At 52.8% G+C, this 16,267-nt stretch carries 17 protein-coding genes and 1 pseudogene; 4 read left to right on the forward strand and 14 right to left on the reverse strand.

What is annotated here, in order from left to right:
• The first annotated feature begins 39 nt into the window (after positions 1-39).
• From tnpA (ROLI_RS18720) to tnpC, 3 genes are read left to right on the forward strand one after another with little or no spacing between them, the layout of a single operon-like run.
• Positions 40-432 carry an IS66-like element accessory protein TnpA gene (gene tnpA, locus ROLI_RS18720; RefSeq protein WP_187431418.1) on the forward strand — a complete coding sequence of 131 codons (393 nt, stop codon included), beginning with the start codon at positions 40-42 and terminating at the stop codon, positions 430-432.
• Positions 429-776 (forward strand): IS66 family insertion sequence element accessory protein TnpB, encoded by a 348-nt coding sequence (tnpB, locus tag ROLI_RS18725; protein ID WP_085828814.1) that lies wholly within the window; start codon positions 429-431, stop codon positions 774-776. The genes tnpA (ROLI_RS18720) and tnpB overlap by 4 nt, the downstream gene beginning before the upstream one ends.
• Positions 777-825: 49 nt before the next feature.
• Positions 826-2,325, forward strand: a complete 1,500-nt coding sequence (tnpC, locus tag ROLI_RS18730; RefSeq protein ID WP_187431419.1) for an IS66 family transposase — start codon at positions 826-828, stop codon at positions 2,323-2,325.
• Between the two features lie 143 nt (positions 2,326-2,468).
• On the opposite strand, the gene ROLI_RS18735 is transcribed toward tnpC, so the two are convergent.
• The 11 genes and pseudogenes from ROLI_RS18735 to ROLI_RS18785 form a co-directional block, all read right to left on the reverse strand.
• The gene (locus ROLI_RS18735; RefSeq protein ID WP_187431486.1) at positions 2,469-3,089 is read right to left on the reverse strand and encodes a hypothetical protein; all 621 of its coding nucleotides are present in this window, start codon (positions 3,087-3,089) and stop codon (positions 2,469-2,471) included.
• 35 nt (positions 3,090-3,124) lie between these two features.
• Positions 3,125-4,672 carry an ATP-binding protein gene (locus ROLI_RS18740; protein ID WP_187431485.1) on the reverse strand — a complete coding sequence of 516 codons (1,548 nt, stop codon included), beginning with the start codon at positions 4,670-4,672 and terminating at the stop codon, positions 3,125-3,127.
• 19 nt (positions 4,673-4,691) lie between these two features.
• On the reverse strand, positions 4,692-6,320 hold the full coding sequence (locus ROLI_RS18745) for a radical SAM protein (RefSeq protein WP_187431484.1): 1,629 nt from the start codon (positions 6,318-6,320) through the stop codon (positions 4,692-4,694).
• Positions 6,321-6,473: 153 nt separating this feature from the next.
• Positions 6,474-7,469, reverse strand: a complete 996-nt coding sequence (locus ROLI_RS18750) for a ParB N-terminal domain-containing protein (RefSeq protein WP_187431483.1) — start codon at positions 7,467-7,469, stop codon at positions 6,474-6,476.
• Positions 7,466-8,944, reverse strand: a complete 1,479-nt coding sequence (locus ROLI_RS18755) for a DEAD/DEAH box helicase (protein ID WP_187431482.1) — start codon at positions 8,942-8,944, stop codon at positions 7,466-7,468. The genes ROLI_RS18750 and ROLI_RS18755 overlap by 4 nt, the downstream gene beginning before the upstream one ends.
• Position 8,945: 1 nt before the next feature.
• Entirely contained in the window at positions 8,946-9,353 is a 408-nt protein-coding gene (locus tag ROLI_RS18760) for a hypothetical protein (protein WP_187431481.1), read from the reverse strand.
• Positions 9,353-10,369, reverse strand: coding sequence for a ParB N-terminal domain-containing protein (locus ROLI_RS18765; protein WP_187431480.1), 1,017 nt, complete (start codon positions 10,367-10,369; stop codon positions 9,353-9,355). Before ROLI_RS18765 ends, ROLI_RS18760 begins: the two co-directional genes overlap by 1 nt.
• A 176-nt stretch (positions 10,370-10,545) precedes the next feature.
• A complete protein-coding gene (locus ROLI_RS18770; protein WP_187431479.1) occupies positions 10,546-11,115 on the reverse strand; it encodes a PIN domain-containing protein in 570 nt (189 codons plus the stop codon).
• Complete coding sequence (locus ROLI_RS18775) at positions 11,112-11,576, reverse strand: helix-turn-helix domain-containing protein (RefSeq protein WP_187431478.1); 465 nt, start codon at positions 11,574-11,576, stop codon at positions 11,112-11,114. The genes ROLI_RS18770 and ROLI_RS18775 overlap by 4 nt, the downstream gene beginning before the upstream one ends.
• Positions 11,577-11,814: 238 nt before the next feature.
• Positions 11,815-12,690 carry a zinc ribbon domain-containing protein gene (locus tag ROLI_RS18780; protein ID WP_338469269.1) on the reverse strand — a complete coding sequence of 292 codons (876 nt, stop codon included), beginning with the start codon at positions 12,688-12,690 and terminating at the stop codon, positions 11,815-11,817.
• A 33-nt stretch (positions 12,691-12,723) separates the two neighbouring features.
• Positions 12,724-13,407: pseudogene (locus tag ROLI_RS18785) on the reverse strand (recombinase family protein); the annotation flags it as partial.
• 333 nt (positions 13,408-13,740) lie between these two features.
• Here ROLI_RS18785 and tnpA (ROLI_RS18790) point away from each other — a divergent pair.
• On the forward strand, positions 13,741-14,157 hold the full coding sequence (gene tnpA / locus ROLI_RS18790) for an IS200/IS605 family transposase (protein WP_187431476.1): 417 nt from the start codon (positions 13,741-13,743) through the stop codon (positions 14,155-14,157).
• 61 nt (positions 14,158-14,218) lie between these two features.
• Here the strand turns inward: tnpA (ROLI_RS18790) and ROLI_RS18795 are convergent, their stop codons facing one another.
• The 3 genes from ROLI_RS18795 to ROLI_RS18805 form a co-directional block, all read right to left on the reverse strand.
• Positions 14,219-14,515, reverse strand: a complete 297-nt coding sequence (locus ROLI_RS18795; RefSeq protein WP_187431475.1) for a type II toxin-antitoxin system RelE/ParE family toxin — start codon at positions 14,513-14,515, stop codon at positions 14,219-14,221.
• Positions 14,512-14,763 (reverse strand): type II toxin-antitoxin system ParD family antitoxin, encoded by a 252-nt coding sequence (locus ROLI_RS18800; RefSeq protein WP_222869645.1) that lies wholly within the window; start codon positions 14,761-14,763, stop codon positions 14,512-14,514. Before ROLI_RS18800 ends, ROLI_RS18795 begins: the two co-directional genes overlap by 4 nt.
• 168 nt (positions 14,764-14,931) lie before the next feature.
• A complete protein-coding gene (locus ROLI_RS18805) occupies positions 14,932-16,224 on the reverse strand; it encodes a DUF3320 domain-containing protein (RefSeq protein ID WP_187431474.1) in 1,293 nt (430 codons plus the stop codon).
• Positions 16,225-16,267 lie beyond the last annotated feature (43 nt).

Below are 16,267 nucleotides of genomic sequence, written 5' to 3' on the forward strand. Positions count from 1 at the left end.
TAGTGTCCACTAACGATAGTGGACATCTTGAGGGCAGATATGGCGGGTAAGAAGGGTCAAAAGAAGCGGTTTTGGTCTGATGAGGAGAAGGTGTCGATCTGTGCGCAAACATGTGCGCCGGGGGTATCGGTAGCGCAGGTCGCGCGGCGGTACGCGATGAACACCAACCTGATCCACAAATGGCTACGTGATCCCAAGTTTGCACCTGATCCGGAGATCATCGAAGACGAGGTTGGTGAAGCGCCATGTTTTCTGCCTGTGGAGATTGTTGACCGGCCAGGTGCTGAAGAACCGGTTCCCGCGCTTGCGGCAAATGCCACATCCGGCCATAGCGCGATTGAGATCGACATCGCGGGCGGTCATCAGCTGAGGATTGTCGGTAGCTACGATCCCGAAGCATTGGCTCGGCTCATCCGAGGTCTTTCTGCATGATCCCTGTCCCGGCGAACACGCGCGTCTGGCTGGCTGCCGGTGTGACCGACATGCGTCGTGGGTTCACGACGTTGGCTGCGCAGGCTGAACAGACATTGAAGCAAGATCCGTTTACCGGGCATCTGTTTGTCTTTCGTGGACGGCGAGGTGATCTGATCAAGATTATCTGGTGGGACGGGCAAGGTGCATGTCTGTTCAGCAAGCGCCTGGAGAAAGGTCGGTTTGTTTGGCCGTCGGCGAAAGAGGGCAAGATCGCTCTGACCGCGGCCCAGTTGGCGATGCTGCTCGAAGGGATCGATTGGCGTTTACCACAACGCAGCTGGACACCGCTCAAGGCAGGATAAATGCGCGTGTGGGATTCCCGCCGGATCGTTGTTTTGCTATAGTCTGGCCATGCTGGACGTCGATAAATCACTGCCGAAAGACCCTGATGAACTCAGGCAGTTCACGGCGATTTTGCTGGCCGAGGTGAGGTCGCAGGCTGTTTTGATCGAGAAGTTGCGGCATCAATTGGCCGGTCAACGCCAATGCCGCTTTGGGTCGTCATCAGAAAGCATTGAACAACTACAACTGGCCTTGGAAACAAGCGAGATCGCGGTTGCCAAGATGACCGTGAAGCTACGCCTTCCCGATGAGGAGCCAAGAGACAAACCAAAACGCCGCCCGATCCCCGATCACATCCCGCGCATGGAAGTTGAGCTGACCACCGGTGATGATGATTGCGCTCAGTGCGGTGGTGGCTTGCGCCGTCTGGGCGAGGATGTGACCGAAGAGCTTGAGTATGTTCCTGGACGCTTCATCGTGAACCGCATTGTGCGTCCACGCTTTGCATGTTCTGGCTGTGAGGCCTTCACACAAGCAGCGTTACCTTCGCGCCCAATCGAACGGGGCCGTCCCGGCCCGGGCCTGCTGGCCCATGTTCTGGTCAACAAATACGCTGACCACCTGCCGCTGTATCGCCAAAGCGGCATCTTCGAGCGCGACGGGATCGACATTGACCGTTCAACGCTGGCCGACTGGGTTGGCAAATCCACAGCTCTGTTGGAACCACTGGCTGATGCCATCGGGCGGCATGTGTTGGCTGGACAGGCTATCTTTGCAGACGACACGCCGGTAAAGATGTTGGCCCCCGGCACTGGCAAAACAGCGACAGCGCGTTTGTGGGCTTACGGTCGAGATGAACGGCCCTGGGGCGGCGATGCCCCTCCCGCCAGTTGGTATCAGTTCTCGCCGGATCGCAAAGGGCAGCACCCCAAGGATCATCTCGCAAAATATCGGGGCTGGATGCACGCGGACGGCTATGCCGGGTTCGAAGATCTCTATCGTTCCGGCGACATCCACGAGGTCGCCTGTATGGCGCATGTCAGACGCAAGTTCGTAGATGTTCATCGCGCCCAAGGCTCTGCCATCGCCAATGAGGCCATCCAGCGCATCGCGCAGCTCTACGCGGTCGAGAAAGAGGCACGCGGGTCACCACCAGATCGACGCGCCGGTCTCCGACAGGCGCATGCAAAACCGATCTTCGATGATCTGGAAGTCTGGCTACACACCCAACTCCCAAGTATCTCTGGCAAATCGCCGCTTGCGGGTGCGATCCGCTACGCTCTGACGCGCATGGCGCGGCTCCGGCCATATCTCGACCACGGCATCCTGGAGTTGGACAACAACACCGCCGAACGGGCCATGCGGTCTGTTGCAATCGGGCGCAAAAACTACCTGTTCGTTGGATCACAAACCGGCGGCCGCGCTGCCGCCATCGCCTACACCTTGATCGAAACGGCCAAACTGAACCGCATCGATCCGCAGGCTTGGCTGGCCGACACCTTGGCACGCATCCCAGACTACAAAATCAACCGCGTCGATGACCTGCTGCCATGGAAAACTGCCTCATAGGGCGGTCAGACCGGACGCTTACGCAATTAACTAGGGGCAGAGTGACGCTTTACCTCCTAAGGAAACGTCCTTCTAAGAGCAAGCTATGACAGCTTCAGTTACCGACCGCGAATCCGGTAGTTGGTCAATTGTCGCTTGGATTATTAAAAGCCCTTGCTTGCCTTGTCGGAAATTAAGCGACAACGAACAATTGCCTGAACAATCATTGCTCCTACGAAAGATAATGCGGCACCAGCGGTTTGTGCTCCTGATATTGCAATTGAAGCCAGTGGGGTGCCGTGGTCTGTGGTTAGGACAACCACACCGGCAGCAAAGAAAGTTGCGTTCATGATCGCACAGGCAAAGTACATAATGAACCCTGCCCCAAATCCATCGTAGCTAGGTCTGCTTCGCTCTCGCGGCAGAACGGATACTCCAAATTCATCGCTCCCAGGTTTTTTGAAGAAATAGTCGCGGATCGAGTTTACGACCCGGGCATAAAGTATCGCGTCTAACCGTAGGCCCTCAATGTAGGACACTACTGCCGCGCCAACTACGCTTAAGAGCAGAGCCGAAACGCCAAAGATGTACTGAACAAGCGCGCGGGTTTCTGGGCCTATGCCTTCATCTGAAATGTTCATCACGGCTATGCCGATAGTCGTGATTGGGATCGCCGTTATAAGCAGGAAGTATCTATAGAAAGTGGCAAGAACCTCGTTGGTTTTGAAATGCGCCTGAGAAATATTCTCATATTCCTTCAGCTGAAATTGGGTAAAATCGTCCATCAAATCGCACCTTGGTAGCTTAGAAATACTCGCGCTTACTTCCGCGAGAGACGATTGAATATCCGGTCAATAAGACTCTTGGCAGCGACCTGATTGACTGAGCAGTCGTAGATTAGATCGACAACTTCCTTGTAGGTCGAACGCTTATGTTTCGGCAGATTCTCAAAAATATCGCCATCGCTCTTAGTCGACTGAGTGTCGACTGCCTTTTCGATCTTGCGCAGCTGTCTGCGAAAGGCACCTCTTTCTTGCTCATCAAAAAGGTCGAACTCAGTTGCTTTGTGCATTTCCGATAGCAGCGTGCCAGTTTCCGCCTTGATCGTCTTCGCATAACGGTCCGACACCGCGCCCTGTTTCAGAACCTCAAGCTTTTCGTAGACCTTATCCGCCGCCAGCTCAAAAGACTTAATCCTGTTTCTTTTCTGCGAGGACACTCGGCACTCACGTGCAACCTCAGCGCCAATGGGGCGAAGGTGGGCGATGATATTGTCCAGATGCGCGTTATTCTCAAATTCATCACGTCGCCCGTTTGGGACAACGCGAGGGTCCAAAACGTGAACCTCTCCCACAGACCATGATGAAAAGCGATCCTCCGGGAAAATTTCAGCGAAGAGACGATCATGGCCAATCTGGATGTTTCCAACGCGCGCGCGGAGTCCTCTGACACCCTGTGCGACTGGTATCGCGCCTTGATAATCATGGTGCGCCAACCAACCAACTGCCGCAGTTTCGCCGTCGATGCCTTCGATTTCGAATGGCCTCAGATTGTGGAATGCAGATCTTTTGGTGTCGGAAAATGCCACCTGGTCGCGATGCGGCCGGTAGACAGGCGTTTCCGAACCATTGATGTGAATGTGATATGCGCGCCCTGCCCTCCCATGGCCTGCCAACAGGCTGGCGACTTCGTCTCGAAACGAGAATTCTGGTGAAAACGGACATGGGCAGACTTGTCCGATGAAGTTTTCGATCTCGATTTCGTTGAGCAGGCGATCATTGGCGATGCGTCGCGGTTTGACGAGCTCGACTTCAAAGAAGTGTTCTGGGTATTCGTCGGGGTCGAGATGTCTCAGAGATACGGCTTCTCGAACGATCGACTGCAAGTCGGTGTCTTGGTCTGTTGCGGCAAGCAGACTTTTGACAGCGCGGCCATCCCATTTTGCTTCGATGACTTTGGCGTCGCCCATCGCGCGTGATCGGAAGACCAGTTGTTGCACATAACCAAGTGCGGACAACCGTCCTACGCCACGAAATCCTCGCGCATCTGTCCCGCGCTTTTTACTGGCCCCAAAGGACAGCATCCGCGACGGGAATTCGGCGTTTGACAGACCGACACCATTGTCGCGGACAACAACCCGGCGGTCGATATGATCTAGATTGACGTCTATCCGCCCATCATTTGTCGAAGGCAATAACCCAATTGCAACAGCATCGTCGATCGCGTCGGTCGCATTCTGGACGTACTCTCGGAAGATTGCGAGAGGATTGACGTACATAGAGCTGCTCAGCAGCTCGAGCACGTCCTTTCCGACAAACACCTCGGCCTCTTCAAGCTGCCGCTCGATAATTTTTTCAGCATTCCCCATGGCCGATTACCCCAATCCCTTACGCAAAAACTTGTTTGATTTTGTCAATTTTGTTAACGGCGTTAGCTCTTGGCTGAATGTCCTCATCAGTAAGTGCCGCGTCTTCTACCCGTTCGTCATCTGGTACCAAATAAGCACCGATGTTTTCGACCCGCCGCTTCTTCTGGGCTTCCCATATCTTTGCCTCATCCGCTTTCGCCATTGGGACAAAGAACTTTGCTGCGTCTCGAAGTTTGCCAGGTGCCAGCTCGTTGAGGTCGTGCACGTAGTCATTTTTGTCCCGGTCGCAAAGATAGCCGATCAACTCGGTGCGCTCATCACAGGCTAAAGAAGACATTACTGACTGAAACTCTTCGAACTCTGCCTTGCCATCGAACTGTTCGTACCAGTAGCGATTGAAAATGAAGTGGTGGGGTCGGAACAGAATATTCTCAAACTCGTCATACGTGTCACCATAAGCAGATCTGAAGAACTCAGGCGCGCCACTGACAACCCCATGGGTTGCCTGCAAGACAACTTGCATTGAACGCAGATAATATGAGTTCCATTTCTTCCCTATGTGACCCCGGTCTGGCCGGTTGACGGGTTGATAACGCATTGGAAAAGAGAAAATTCGAATGTTGAGCTCTTCGTTCAACGAAACATTGAGACGCATCCGCTCAAACAGATCCTTTGGATCATCGTGAAAGTTGTAGAGCATGTAATTGGACAGCTCCGTAATCCCAGCTTCCGCCGCGTAACGAATGGCTTGCGCATAGGGTTTCTTCACCCCAAGGTGGTCGAATGCGATGCGCAACGGCTTGAGCGCGATGCGTGCAAGCTGCTGCAGATACATCGGATCCTTACAGAGGATGCGGGCATCAACCCCTTGGTTGAAATCTACGCGCCGCTGCAGTTCGTAGCGCCCTCGCTTCAACGTCGCCCCGCGCTGAAAGCCCAGATCGATGATTTCAGCGACTGTATCTTTGAAGTTGGCCGACGCGACAACGTTATTGTCCATCAAAATGAGGTCGCGCTTCTCGCCGTAGAGCCTGTTCACGCCTTCGACGACATGCGTCAGAGAGTGCGTATCGCGTTGCATGCCTTCCAAAGCGGGCACGCCACAAAAAGCGCACTTACGCACGCATCCGCGTGACGTGTATGTAAAGTAAGCATCTGAAACGGGATACTGGTATTCTATGTGTTCAAGGATGCTATAATCAGGGACCAAATCCTCAATCGGTTGACCGTGAACATCGTCCGCATAGAGCTCCTCATCAAAAGGGTCCAACCCTAGAGAGATTGCAGGTGCTTTGCCGAGCAGGCCTTTGATGAAGCGGATACCACGCCACTCAGGGTTTGCATTGTAAACGTCATGCATCAAAGACGCGGCAATCCCACCAACAAAAACCCGATGGGCCTGCCCACCGACCAAGTCTAGTGCATGGTTGATGCTTCTGGCCGTACGTTCCCACTCGAACGAAAACAGTGTTGTGATATACACGCGATCCCAGGCGGCCTCATAGGCAGACGGATCCTCGCCTTTTACGAAACGAACGTTGTCACGCTTACCTTCCGGCCCATGATACTGTGCAATCTTCATCAAGCCGAGCGGCGGATACTTGTTGCGGTATCCGGGTTCGATCAGAAGAATGTTCTTGTTGGCCATTAACTGCCTCGTTTCACTTTCTTAAAATTACCTTAGACTAGACCGTCTCGGCGATCTACCTCAAAGTCATGCTGGCGACATATCGGCCAGAGGGTGCCAAAGGCGCGGTTTCTTGGGCCATCTCGGAGCCTTAGTGGTGCCGCGTGACGTCATCTAATGCGCTTTCGACTTCTCGAGTTGATCTCGTATTGTTGATATCCTTGCTTCAATTTTCTTAAGCTCATAGTCGATCTTTTGTCGTACACCCGCATTGTGCTCCGCCATCTCATCCAAAATGTCCGGTTCGCAAATCCAAGACCTGAACCGTTTGACTTTGCTAAGCTCGATGCTGTCGCCACCAGCGTGTCGTGCATCGGTGAAGGCGTCGTCCATTTCGAGGTCGCCCTTGGCAAATCTTTTGAGAATTTTTGGCGCTTGGCAGATCGTTGGCAACTGATCTCGAACATCGACGGCGCGTATCGTTCCAGACTTAATTAGGCCAACAACCTGGGTCTCAAAATCTGCTATCTCATCTCGTGCTTTCTTGATCTTTCTGGACTTTAGGAACTCATCGTAGTGGCTCCAGCGCTCGCGATTATCGTCGCCATTGTCTTTCATGAATTGAAAAACGTCGACGAGATGCCGAATTTGTTGTGCGCTTACTCCGAGCTCCCGGGCCACATCAGGAATATCAACTTTCTGGTCAACATGACGCCGATAGACGAATCCAGCCTTCTCGTATGGCGCCCAATCTTTCTTTCCTTTTACGTGATACTGACCGAGCATCGCGTACACGTCTGCATCTTGAATATCGGCCGGAAGGACGCGGCAACGTATGGTGTTCCACTTCGCCGGATCATCCGATGCCAATGAGCGATAGGCTGCAAGTCGGCTGTTGCCTTCGATGACGACGAAGTCACCGTCACGGACAATTATGGGGTCGATCAAGCCACCATTGTCCAGAATGTCATGTCGAAGCGCTTTGACGTGCTCCAGCTTCAGCATGGAGCGAAAGATAGCATCCTGATCAGGTTCAGAAGTACTTCGGTCTAACAGCGAATAAACGCGCGGATTGTCCGGCCAGAACTTTAGGTTCTCATGTGGGATATCCCTTGCAACAGCCGGTATCCTCTTTTGCCGGATCAGAATATAGTCTTCGTCTTGGGTCATTTCGCTTCAACCGTCGGGTTTAGAATTTCAGTTACAGCACGGCCGAAGTCGTAGTTGGCCGCACTTTCATACTCGTTTTGTGATACGTCTGACTGTACGAGCTGCGCAGCAAGGCGCTTGGCTTGCAGTAAGCTGTCGACCCAAGAGTCGATCGTGTCCTCACATATTAGGTTCCAGATGTAGCATTCTTTTTTCTGAGAAATTCGGTGGATTCGATCCTGTGATTGTAGGTAGTCATCCAAACTGAATGTCCGATCGTAGTAGATGGCGTGGTTAGCGACAGTTAATGTCAGACCTTCTTTGGCGGCACCCGGTGTTGCCACAAGAATTCTGACAGATTCGTCTTGCTTGAAATCGTCGATGGCGCGGTTTCGTGTCTCAATTGGGAGCTCGCCATGCACGCGCACCGCACCATACTCACTTAAGCGCTCACAGAGCCATTCTGCGTTTTGTACGAATGAGGTCCAGACGATAACCTTGCTTCCGTCCTCGGTTGCTTCACGCACCAAGCGAAACAGCTCTGAGAGTTTACCAGGGTCTTCTTTATAGGCATCATCAACCAAGGCTGGGTTTGATGTTACCTGTACCAGACGCAAAAGCCGTTTCAGGATGGCCTCTGCATCATCCTCGGACAGCACGCCATTCTTTAAAACTTCGGCACGAGCTTCTTCGCGATAGGAATCGTAAAGTTTGGCTTGATGCGGTGCCATGTATGTCGAAACGGTGCGAACAATTTTGTCGGGCAATTCGATGCCGGTTGAGTCCTTGGTCTCGCGGACTGAAAATGCTCTTAGTTTGGAAAAGACAGAACCAAGGGCCTCTGCAAAAGCTTTCTGGCGGTCAACATCTTTGTGTAGTTCGTTGTCCAATGACAAGTTCGACTTGAACGCGTCGAAATCTTCACCGAGCGACTCGCCTCCATCAAGGAAGAATATTTGTGACCAGATGTCCTCCGGTCGATTGGCGACAGGCGTTCCTGTCATGATGACGCGGCGCTGAAACCCGTCTCGAAGATCATGGAAGGCCTGCGTCAGGGCCGCCGACGGGTTTTTGATTTTTTGCGCTTCATCAAGGATCACCCCGACTTTCCGCGTTTGTAAGAACATCTCGAGCCGCTGTTGCTCTGATTTGACGACTTCAAAGTGCCCCAAGATGACTCGCGCAGGAGAGTTCATGACGAAGAAATTGTGCTTTCGATCCTGGTTCAAAATCCTTGGTTTTAAATGGGTATGTGCGCCGAACTCCTGCCTCCAATTCTCGACCAGCGCACGCTTGGTGATGACTATTACAGTGTCGAGCGATTTCTCGTTCAGCCAGTGCAGAATGAGGTCTATGGCAATCTTGGTTTTGCCTAACCCTTGTTCGTGAAACAGAGCCGCAAACTCCAACCCCCTTACAGCTTCAACAGCATCCAGCTGATATGGAAAGGCTTCAAATCTCGCAGATAGATTTAGTTTTGGGTCAGGGCGAAGCATGTCAGTATTCAGTTTCTACGGGCAGCACATGCATTGTTACGCACCGATGTCTGTCGCCCAGTTCGCGTATGAAAGTGTTCGCCGCTGGCGTTGCAAGAATTGGGACGGCCAAGTAGAAGAACGCTGCTTGGTGAAGCGCTAGGTAGTCAACAAATGCGCTTATCTGCCGACGTGACCTGGACGTGATCAGATCAAGCCGCGTTTTGGCTTCTCCAATCACCACAAAAGTACGTGGCACGTCTTCGGCATAAAGATCTGGCAAATGGTTGCCAATCCGCTGCGGACGCTCTCGACCGAGCACTTGATCGTCAACGTATAAAGCCAAGTTTCCGATGCCCCCATGCTGCTTTCTTACGAAGTCAGACAGCTGTGAGACCAGAATTGTGTGTTCTTCGGACTCACCAGACATCAGGCATCCCCCGTTATCTGGTCCTGAAGAAAACGAAGCGCATCCATTGCAGCTTCGATATGGCGCAAGGTCGCGCCATCGTCTTCCTTAAACGATCTCAGTTCGGCCATGGACGTTTGATTTGTTTTGCTTTCAAGCGCCGCCGCCAGTTGTCCGAGCGTTGCTTTTTGCAAGTCAACGTTTTCAGTGTCTTGGTCGAGTACTTTCACGGCCATTTTCATGCCGTCTTTCAGAAAGATTGCTCTCGCGTTTTTGTCCTTCAACACAGCTGGAAGCTGCCTGACCTCCCGCAGAGGCCCTATGCGTTCATTTTTTACCCACTCGGCGAAATCGACGCCGGAGAAGCCACTTGTCAAAATGGCTTCTTGCACTCGTGGATTTTGGTACTCCACGAAACCGGAAAACCTCTCGGTATTGAATTCACCGGGCTCGCATAACGGGCGGAAGAACTCTTCCATGTCTGAGTAAGCTTGAATTGACCGGGTCACATCACGTTGATTGCCACCACATAGTGCGACAATGCGTTCAAGAGGCATGAGTTCCTTGTTCTGAAGGTCATGGAGATAGCGCGCTTTTGAGTAGGCGTCCCAAGGCCTTGGGCCAACCAAGTGCGCCTGGAGCCTGATCGCATCAATGCTTTCATTTTCCAGCCCCGAGTGGACCAATGCAGGGATTTTGGACCAGTCTCCTGTGGCACCCTTTTTGTGAAGGTCGCGATATATCCAAAGCCGGGTGTTGCCCTCGATGCAGACCAATGCGCCGTCAGCCCGCTTGTTGACTATGACGGGCTGCCTTATGCCTCTGTTCGCGATAATGGACTCGCGTAATCGTTGTGGCGTGGTTGTATCGGCTAGTGCTGATGGTGCATCGCTTGAAGGTGCGTTCAAGGCGAGCCCTATTTGGCTTTCCCCAATTTTGGTCTGATCGTAGATTTCAAGAAATCTGCGAATTCTTGGATTGCTCGTGTCCAGTTGCACATCATTGATTGGCAGGTTCTCAAAACTTCCCGACGACATTTTATCTCCTTAAACGAGCGACTTATTAAATGCTATTTGCCCGATAACGTTCCGTGGGCGTTTTTGCGGATACTGTATTCCTACGTTTGCGACATAGGCAACGCTCGTGAAACGAAACCGACCGATGCGTCGCTTGCAGTTGCATGGCCCTGCATTGCCGGAAGTTGGGTTTGGGATCAAAGCAGCTCACTGAATTGCTCCAACTCCGCAGCCGTTGCGACCAATCCCTGTTGCGTGAGTATCGCGAGGTAGTCCTCGGCTGTGTATGGCGGGTTCTGGAGGCGCGCGCGCACCTTCCGTAGCGCTGAGCAGAACAATCCTGGCGCGAGTGCTAGGTGGTTGCTCAGGAAGTCATCCGGATGTTGCGCCTCGATTCCGAACGGCTCGACGGCGTCGTTAGGGAAGTCTTTTAAGTTCTGCGTGACGATCACATCACATTGGCCGACAATGGCGGCGGCCAGCACATGTCGGTCATCTGGGTCAGGAAGGTCAAGTGAAGCGATCATGGTTTCGTAACCGGTCACAAGGCAATCTCGTGTCGCCTCGTTCATTAGGTCCCTTGTGCGTTCAAGTGCGGCTCGGTCCCGATGAGGTTGATTGCGCATCAGTGACTCCATCCATTCGCGATGGACATCCTCAGACCATTTGGCTTTGAAGATATCCGTCACTGCGAGTTGCATGACCACGTCACGCATCGGAGCCGGGTAAAGAATATTGGCATCAAGCAGTGCCGTATAGTGGCTCATGGGTTGTTGTAACCCATGTCGTGTTCTTGCGCCTCGGCGGCCAGTTGGTCGAGTACGCTTTCACGTTCAGCATCAATAGAAGCTTTGTAAGCCATCATATCTTCCATACGGATACGGCGATGCTTGCCCACCTTCCGGTGCGGAATTTGTTGTTTGTCCAGAAGCTTGATCAGGAACGGACGAGACACATTCAACACTTCGGCAGCCTGAACGGTCGTTAGCTCCGCATTCTCGGGCATAATCGTGACGCCTTGTCCCGCTGCCATAGCTTCCAAGATGTCCATGAGAAGAGCAACTGCACCCGCCGGTAGTTCGATAGGTTCGGCCTGCTCCCCATCCGTAACGCGCAGCTTGAGCGGTGCTTTGTCTCGTGCATAGCGCGACAGCAGCTGTCCAGATGCGCGCGCGACTGCGGCGTCCTGAGCGCTCGGTGGCAATTGTCGATGTGCCATCATGTTCATGGGTGGTCTCCTATCCTACGAAGTTTAATATAGCCATAAATGCAATAAATGCAACAAATGAATTAAGTGCATTTTGCGTATCTATGCGTAGTTTGGACTATGATTGACCTGTGGCAGGGCGCGTCAACGCCTTTCGCGCTGGTCAGGCTTTTGGCTGCGCCAAGCCTTATGCTGGCTCGAAAGCTGTGGCGAGATCATGACCAGCGTTTCGTTCTGTGCCGTAATTCTGGAAAGGTGATTAGGCGGCTGCCCTGAACAGCAACTTGAGATTTGAGCGAGCCCCCGCAACCATCTCAACTTGCGATGCAAGTTCACGAAGATCGGCCGCCCCCACCGAGTGGCCGTCTTTCGTTTGCAAGTTGAGATTTGAGCGCCCTCCCGCAACCACTGACAACGAACGCCCCGCAGCTTCAACTGCGGGGCGTTGTTCGTTTCCGTCTACCACTTCCATGATCGCACCCAACTCCCCGTGCAATTCCACGTCGAACCCAGTGTTTGTTGGGGTTACCTTGATGTGGTCGATCAGGCTTTGGATGGCTTCGATGGCCTTCAGGCGAATCGCAGGGTCATCCAGACCGTCTGTGAGTTGCCTGATCTTGGCCCGATAGACCTGACCGATGTTGTGCATTGGAATGACAGTGGCCTTTTCCTCGCACTGACTGACCTCGATCTCCAACGATTCCTTTTCGGCTTCCAGCTCAACAAGCTTACTCGTGATGCTCTTGGTGTCGGTTCCGTTGACGATGTGATCCACGATGCGATCAATCTGACGTGTCACGTCGGTCAGACGCTTCTTGCTTGACGCCAGCTCGGATGTGGTCGCCTTGCGAAGGCGGTCTACCTCTTTTTGAAACTCGACAACAAACGTATCAAGGTAGTCAGAGTTCAAAAGACCTGTGCGAAGCCCTTCGAAAACTCGATCCTCGACTTCTTTGCGAGGGATCGTTCGACCATTGTCACAGGTCCGAGATGCGCGGTAACCCGAACAACCGTATCTATTCTTCGCGGTAATCGCCATTGGGCCACCACAGCAGCCACAGATCAGGACACCCGACAAAGCATGAACCTTTCTATGCACACGGTTCATGGCTCGGTTGTCGCCATCACGTGGCATGACAATTGTATTCACCTGTTGGCGATCTTTCACATCCTGCCAAAGCTTGTCGTCAATGATCCGCAGTTCCGATACTTCTGTGATGGTCCACTTCTCTTCTGGTTGAGGACGAGACACCCTAAGCCCAGTCTTTGGGTTCTTCTTGTACTGAGTACGACCGTAAATTAGTCGTCCAACGTAGGCTTCGTTGTTCAGCAGGCCAGTCCCCCGATCACGTTGACCGCGAATGGTCGTGTCTTTCCAAACGTTTCCCTTCGGACCAACAATACCTTCATCATTGAGAAGCTTGGCAATCGCCCTAGGGCTGACGCCATCGGCAAACATGTTGAAGATGCGAAGCACGACCAACGCTTGCTCTGGATCAATGGTGCGTTCGCCTGGTTCACCGACAGTGTAGCCGTAGCCGGCGCCTCCAGCGACTTTACCGTTGAGGACACGACCTTTCTGACCACGTTTGACTTTGTCACGCAGGTCCGATGAAAATTGATCTGAGACTGCCCCAATAACGCCAACAAGCATCTTGTTCATTTCACCATACTGGATCGTGAACAGACGAACGCCTGCAAAGTCGAGTTCATCAAGAAGTTGGGAACTAACAGAAAGGTTGCGAGACAAACGATCAAGGGATTCAGAGAGAACAACGTCAAATTCACCACGATCAGCATCTACTTTGAGACGTTCAAAGTCGGGCCGATTAGGTGAACCACCACTCATCGCGGCGTCAGCATATTGGCTGTATGTTTATAAAAAGAAGAAGAAATAATCAGGTTTTTGGATTATTCTTCGATGGGGCGATGTGAAAAGCCGTCCGAGAAAATAGTCTCGGATCTACTGATGCTTTTTCCGATTGCCGAACTTCGCTTTTACCTAACAAAAGCAAGAACCTGCCGCGCTTCACGCGATAGGTTTTATTGTTCAGGCCTCCCACCACACGGAATGCGTCAGTCTTTCAGACGGGCGTGCTTTAGCACGAAGAATCGTCCTATGATCGTATCCTCCAGAAAATGAATCGCCGCAGGTCTTAAGGTTCATTTTCTGGAGGATACGATCATGCAATATTCCACGGGGAAGCATTGCGTCTATTATCACCGCTACCACCTCGTTTGGTCGACCAAGTATCGCTATAAGGTGCTGCAGGGCGACATCAAACTGCGGGTCCGTGATATCTGTCGCCAGGTCTGTGCGCAGAGTGGTGTCGAGATCATCCGCGGTGTGCTCTCAAGCGACCACGTCCACATGTTCGTGTCGGTCCCGCCGAAATTGGCGATTAGCGACCTGATGCGTCTGATGAAGGGCAGGTCGTCCCACAAAGTGCAACGCGAATTCCCCCATCTCAAAAAGCGATACTGGGGGCGACATTTTTGGGGACGCGGATATTTTTCAACCACCAACGGTGCGATCACCGAAGACATCGTACTTCAGTACCTAGAACAGCATATCAAAAATCCTACCGACGCCAGTCGGTAGTGGTTTAGTTTTTTCCCGCACTGTGTGAATTCGCACCCCGAGCCGTGAACGACGGATTTCGTCATGTCCTGCGGCCGCCGACATCCTGATACTTCACCACAGCCCGTATCGCGACGACCTCTGCCTCAATCACATAATAGATCGCGTGTTTTTCGTAGACGGATCGGCGATAGCCCTCGCGAATGTCATCCACGGCGGGATACATCTTAGGGTACTCGCAAATGCGTTCGAACCGTTCCAGCAGACCGTCATAGTAGCGGTCAGCCTGTGCCTCACCCCAGATCGTGAAACCTTCGGTGTAAAGATCGTCGAGGTCCTGATCCGCGACGTTGGTGATGCGGAGGGTTAGTTTCTTCATAAAGCGTTGTTCAGGCGCTCCTTCGCGGCGGCGCGGATGTCGTCAGGTGTACGATTACTGATGCCACTACCCTCCGAAGCAGCCAGTTTAGCCCGCAATGTATCGATCTCTGCTATACGTAACTGTTTTTCGCGCAGCGCTTCGCGGATCACCTCGCTGTCAGACGCATAATGCCCAGAAGCAATCTGCGCCTGAATAAAGGCGTCCTGACTGTCAGTGACGGTGATGCTCTTTTTGATCATGCTCATATCGGGCCTCATGTTCGTTATCCTACTTTATACTACCACACTTGTGCTTAAGAAATCAAATGTTGCGCGGACAGACCGTCAGGGCTGTCCGCGCTTTTTTATTGGGGGTCAGCTATCGAAAACTTCCTGTGTTTCGCCGTGTCAAAAGCAGATAGTATTAAACGTCGATTATTGATCACACCAATCGATACAAGCTTCCAAATACTCCCGCGCATCACGGCTGAGACGTGCGATTCCGAGCAGTCGGGCAAGATTAAGGATCGGATCTTCTGCGGCTGTAAGGTCGCTCGCATGGGCGTCAATCATACTCGCGATCTCGGCCGGATGGACTTCGCGAATAGAGCGGTCAAAAAGCTCGCGTGATGGAATGCGCCGCGCGTAGGTTCCTGACGTCCAAATGAATTTCGTTCCAAGATCTTCATGCGTTTCAGCTTCGCCGATTGCTTTTTCCACGCGAGATGAGATGCGATGTCCGGTTCTTTGCCAGCCATGAATTTGGGCCACCCGACGGGCGAGACTGGCAATTGGCAACGGTCCTTGATCTCTTACTGTCGCGGCGACGCTTTCTTGCAGCCGGGGAAGGTAGCTTGCTTCGAAGAAGGCCTCCGGGTTAGGACTTAATTTGGTGCCTTGGAGTGCGGGGCTTTGCGTTTCGTGCGCCTCCTCGACGTTCGTGGCGAACCGCTCTGAAAATAAGTCATTTGCGCTCTCGACTGGAGCGATGGAAGTCGCCCCAGTTGTGGAATCCGGTTCGAGGTTCTGAAGCCCTGCTGCATCGATTTCAGAACTCACACCACGCTTTTCTACCGCGTCGCTTTCGTCAGCAGGCGGCGGAAGCGCAAGACGTGGTTCCTCCAACTTTTGTGATTGCGCGTCTTCTTTTGCCGCTTTCGCTGCCGCGCGGATTTCGTGGTCTGCTTGAAGCAACTCTTCGAGGCTGGCATGGGTTCTTTTGATAACATCCGCAGGATTTCGGAACCAATCAGTGGACCATATCCTTAGTATATTCCAGCCAAGGCCCTCCAGAACTGCTTGCCGGACTTTATCACGATCGCGAGCAGTTGCAGAAGAATGATATGTCGCGCCATCGCATTCAACTCCTGAGAGATAAATTCCAGCGTGATCAGGGTGAACGACCGCGAGGTCGATCCTAAAACCAGACACGCCAATCTGTGTTCTCACTTCCCAGCCCTTCGCGGCTAAGGATACAGCGATTGCCTCTTCAAAAGGGTTCTCGGCAGGACCGAGGCTGCCAGTGTCTCGAGCAGGTAATGCTATGGTGCCGCGCTCTGCATAGTCGAGGAATGCCTTGAAATCGGCTACGCCACGCGCCCGTGTGCGGTTTAGGTCGATATCGTGCGCGCCCAGTGACGCAAACACATGCATCTCAGCCCTCGCGCGGGTTACCGCGACGTTCAAGCGCTTTTCGCCGCCATCGGAGTTCAGTGGACCGAAGGACATAGTCAACTTACCAGCTTTGTCGGGCCCATAACATATCATTTTT

The organism is Roseobacter fucihabitans, from assembly GCF_014337925.2.
Classification (GTDB): domain Bacteria; phylum Pseudomonadota; class Alphaproteobacteria; order Rhodobacterales; family Rhodobacteraceae; genus Roseobacter; species Roseobacter fucihabitans.

Excerpts from the sequence above, each read along its gene's own strand:
- tnpA (WP_187431418.1), top strand. The coding sequence starts at position 40 with ATGGCGGGTAAGAAGGGTCAAAAGAAGCGGTTTTGGTCTGATGAGGAG.
- tnpB (WP_085828814.1), top strand. The coding sequence starts at position 429 with ATGATCCCTGTCCCGGCGAACACGCGCGTCTGGCTGGCTGCCGGTGTG.
- tnpC (WP_187431419.1), top strand. The coding sequence starts at position 826 with ATGCTGGACGTCGATAAATCACTGCCGAAAGACCCTGATGAACTCAGG.
- ROLI_RS18735 (WP_187431486.1), bottom strand. The coding sequence starts at position 3,089 with ATGGACGATTTTACCCAATTTCAGCTGAAGGAATATGAGAATATTTCT.
- ROLI_RS18740 (WP_187431485.1), bottom strand. The coding sequence starts at position 4,672 with ATGGGGAATGCTGAAAAAATTATCGAGCGGCAGCTTGAAGAGGCCGAG.
- ROLI_RS18745 (WP_187431484.1), bottom strand. The coding sequence starts at position 6,320 with ATGGCCAACAAGAACATTCTTCTGATCGAACCCGGATACCGCAACAAG.
- ROLI_RS18750 (WP_187431483.1), bottom strand. The coding sequence starts at position 7,469 with ATGACCCAAGACGAAGACTATATTCTGATCCGGCAAAAGAGGATACCG.
- ROLI_RS18755 (WP_187431482.1), bottom strand. The coding sequence starts at position 8,944 with ATGCTTCGCCCTGACCCAAAACTAAATCTATCTGCGAGATTTGAAGCC.
- ROLI_RS18760 (WP_187431481.1), bottom strand. The coding sequence starts at position 9,353 with ATGTCTGGTGAGTCCGAAGAACACACAATTCTGGTCTCACAGCTGTCT.
- ROLI_RS18765 (WP_187431480.1), bottom strand. The coding sequence starts at position 10,369 with ATGTCGTCGGGAAGTTTTGAGAACCTGCCAATCAATGATGTGCAACTG.
- ROLI_RS18770 (WP_187431479.1), bottom strand. The coding sequence starts at position 11,115 with ATGAGCCACTATACGGCACTGCTTGATGCCAATATTCTTTACCCGGCT.
- ROLI_RS18775 (WP_187431478.1), bottom strand. The coding sequence starts at position 11,576 with ATGAACATGATGGCACATCGACAATTGCCACCGAGCGCTCAGGACGCC.
- ROLI_RS18780 (WP_338469269.1), bottom strand. The coding sequence starts at position 12,690 with ATGCCACGTGATGGCGACAACCGAGCCATGAACCGTGTGCATAGAAAG.
- tnpA (WP_187431476.1), top strand. The coding sequence starts at position 13,741 with ATGCAATATTCCACGGGGAAGCATTGCGTCTATTATCACCGCTACCAC.
- ROLI_RS18795 (WP_187431475.1), bottom strand. The coding sequence starts at position 14,515 with ATGAAGAAACTAACCCTCCGCATCACCAACGTCGCGGATCAGGACCTC.
- ROLI_RS18800 (WP_222869645.1), bottom strand. The coding sequence starts at position 14,763 with ATGAGCATGATCAAAAAGAGCATCACCGTCACTGACAGTCAGGACGCC.
- ROLI_RS18805 (WP_187431474.1), bottom strand. The coding sequence starts at position 16,224 with ATGTCCTTCGGTCCACTGAACTCCGATGGCGGCGAAAAGCGCTTGAAC.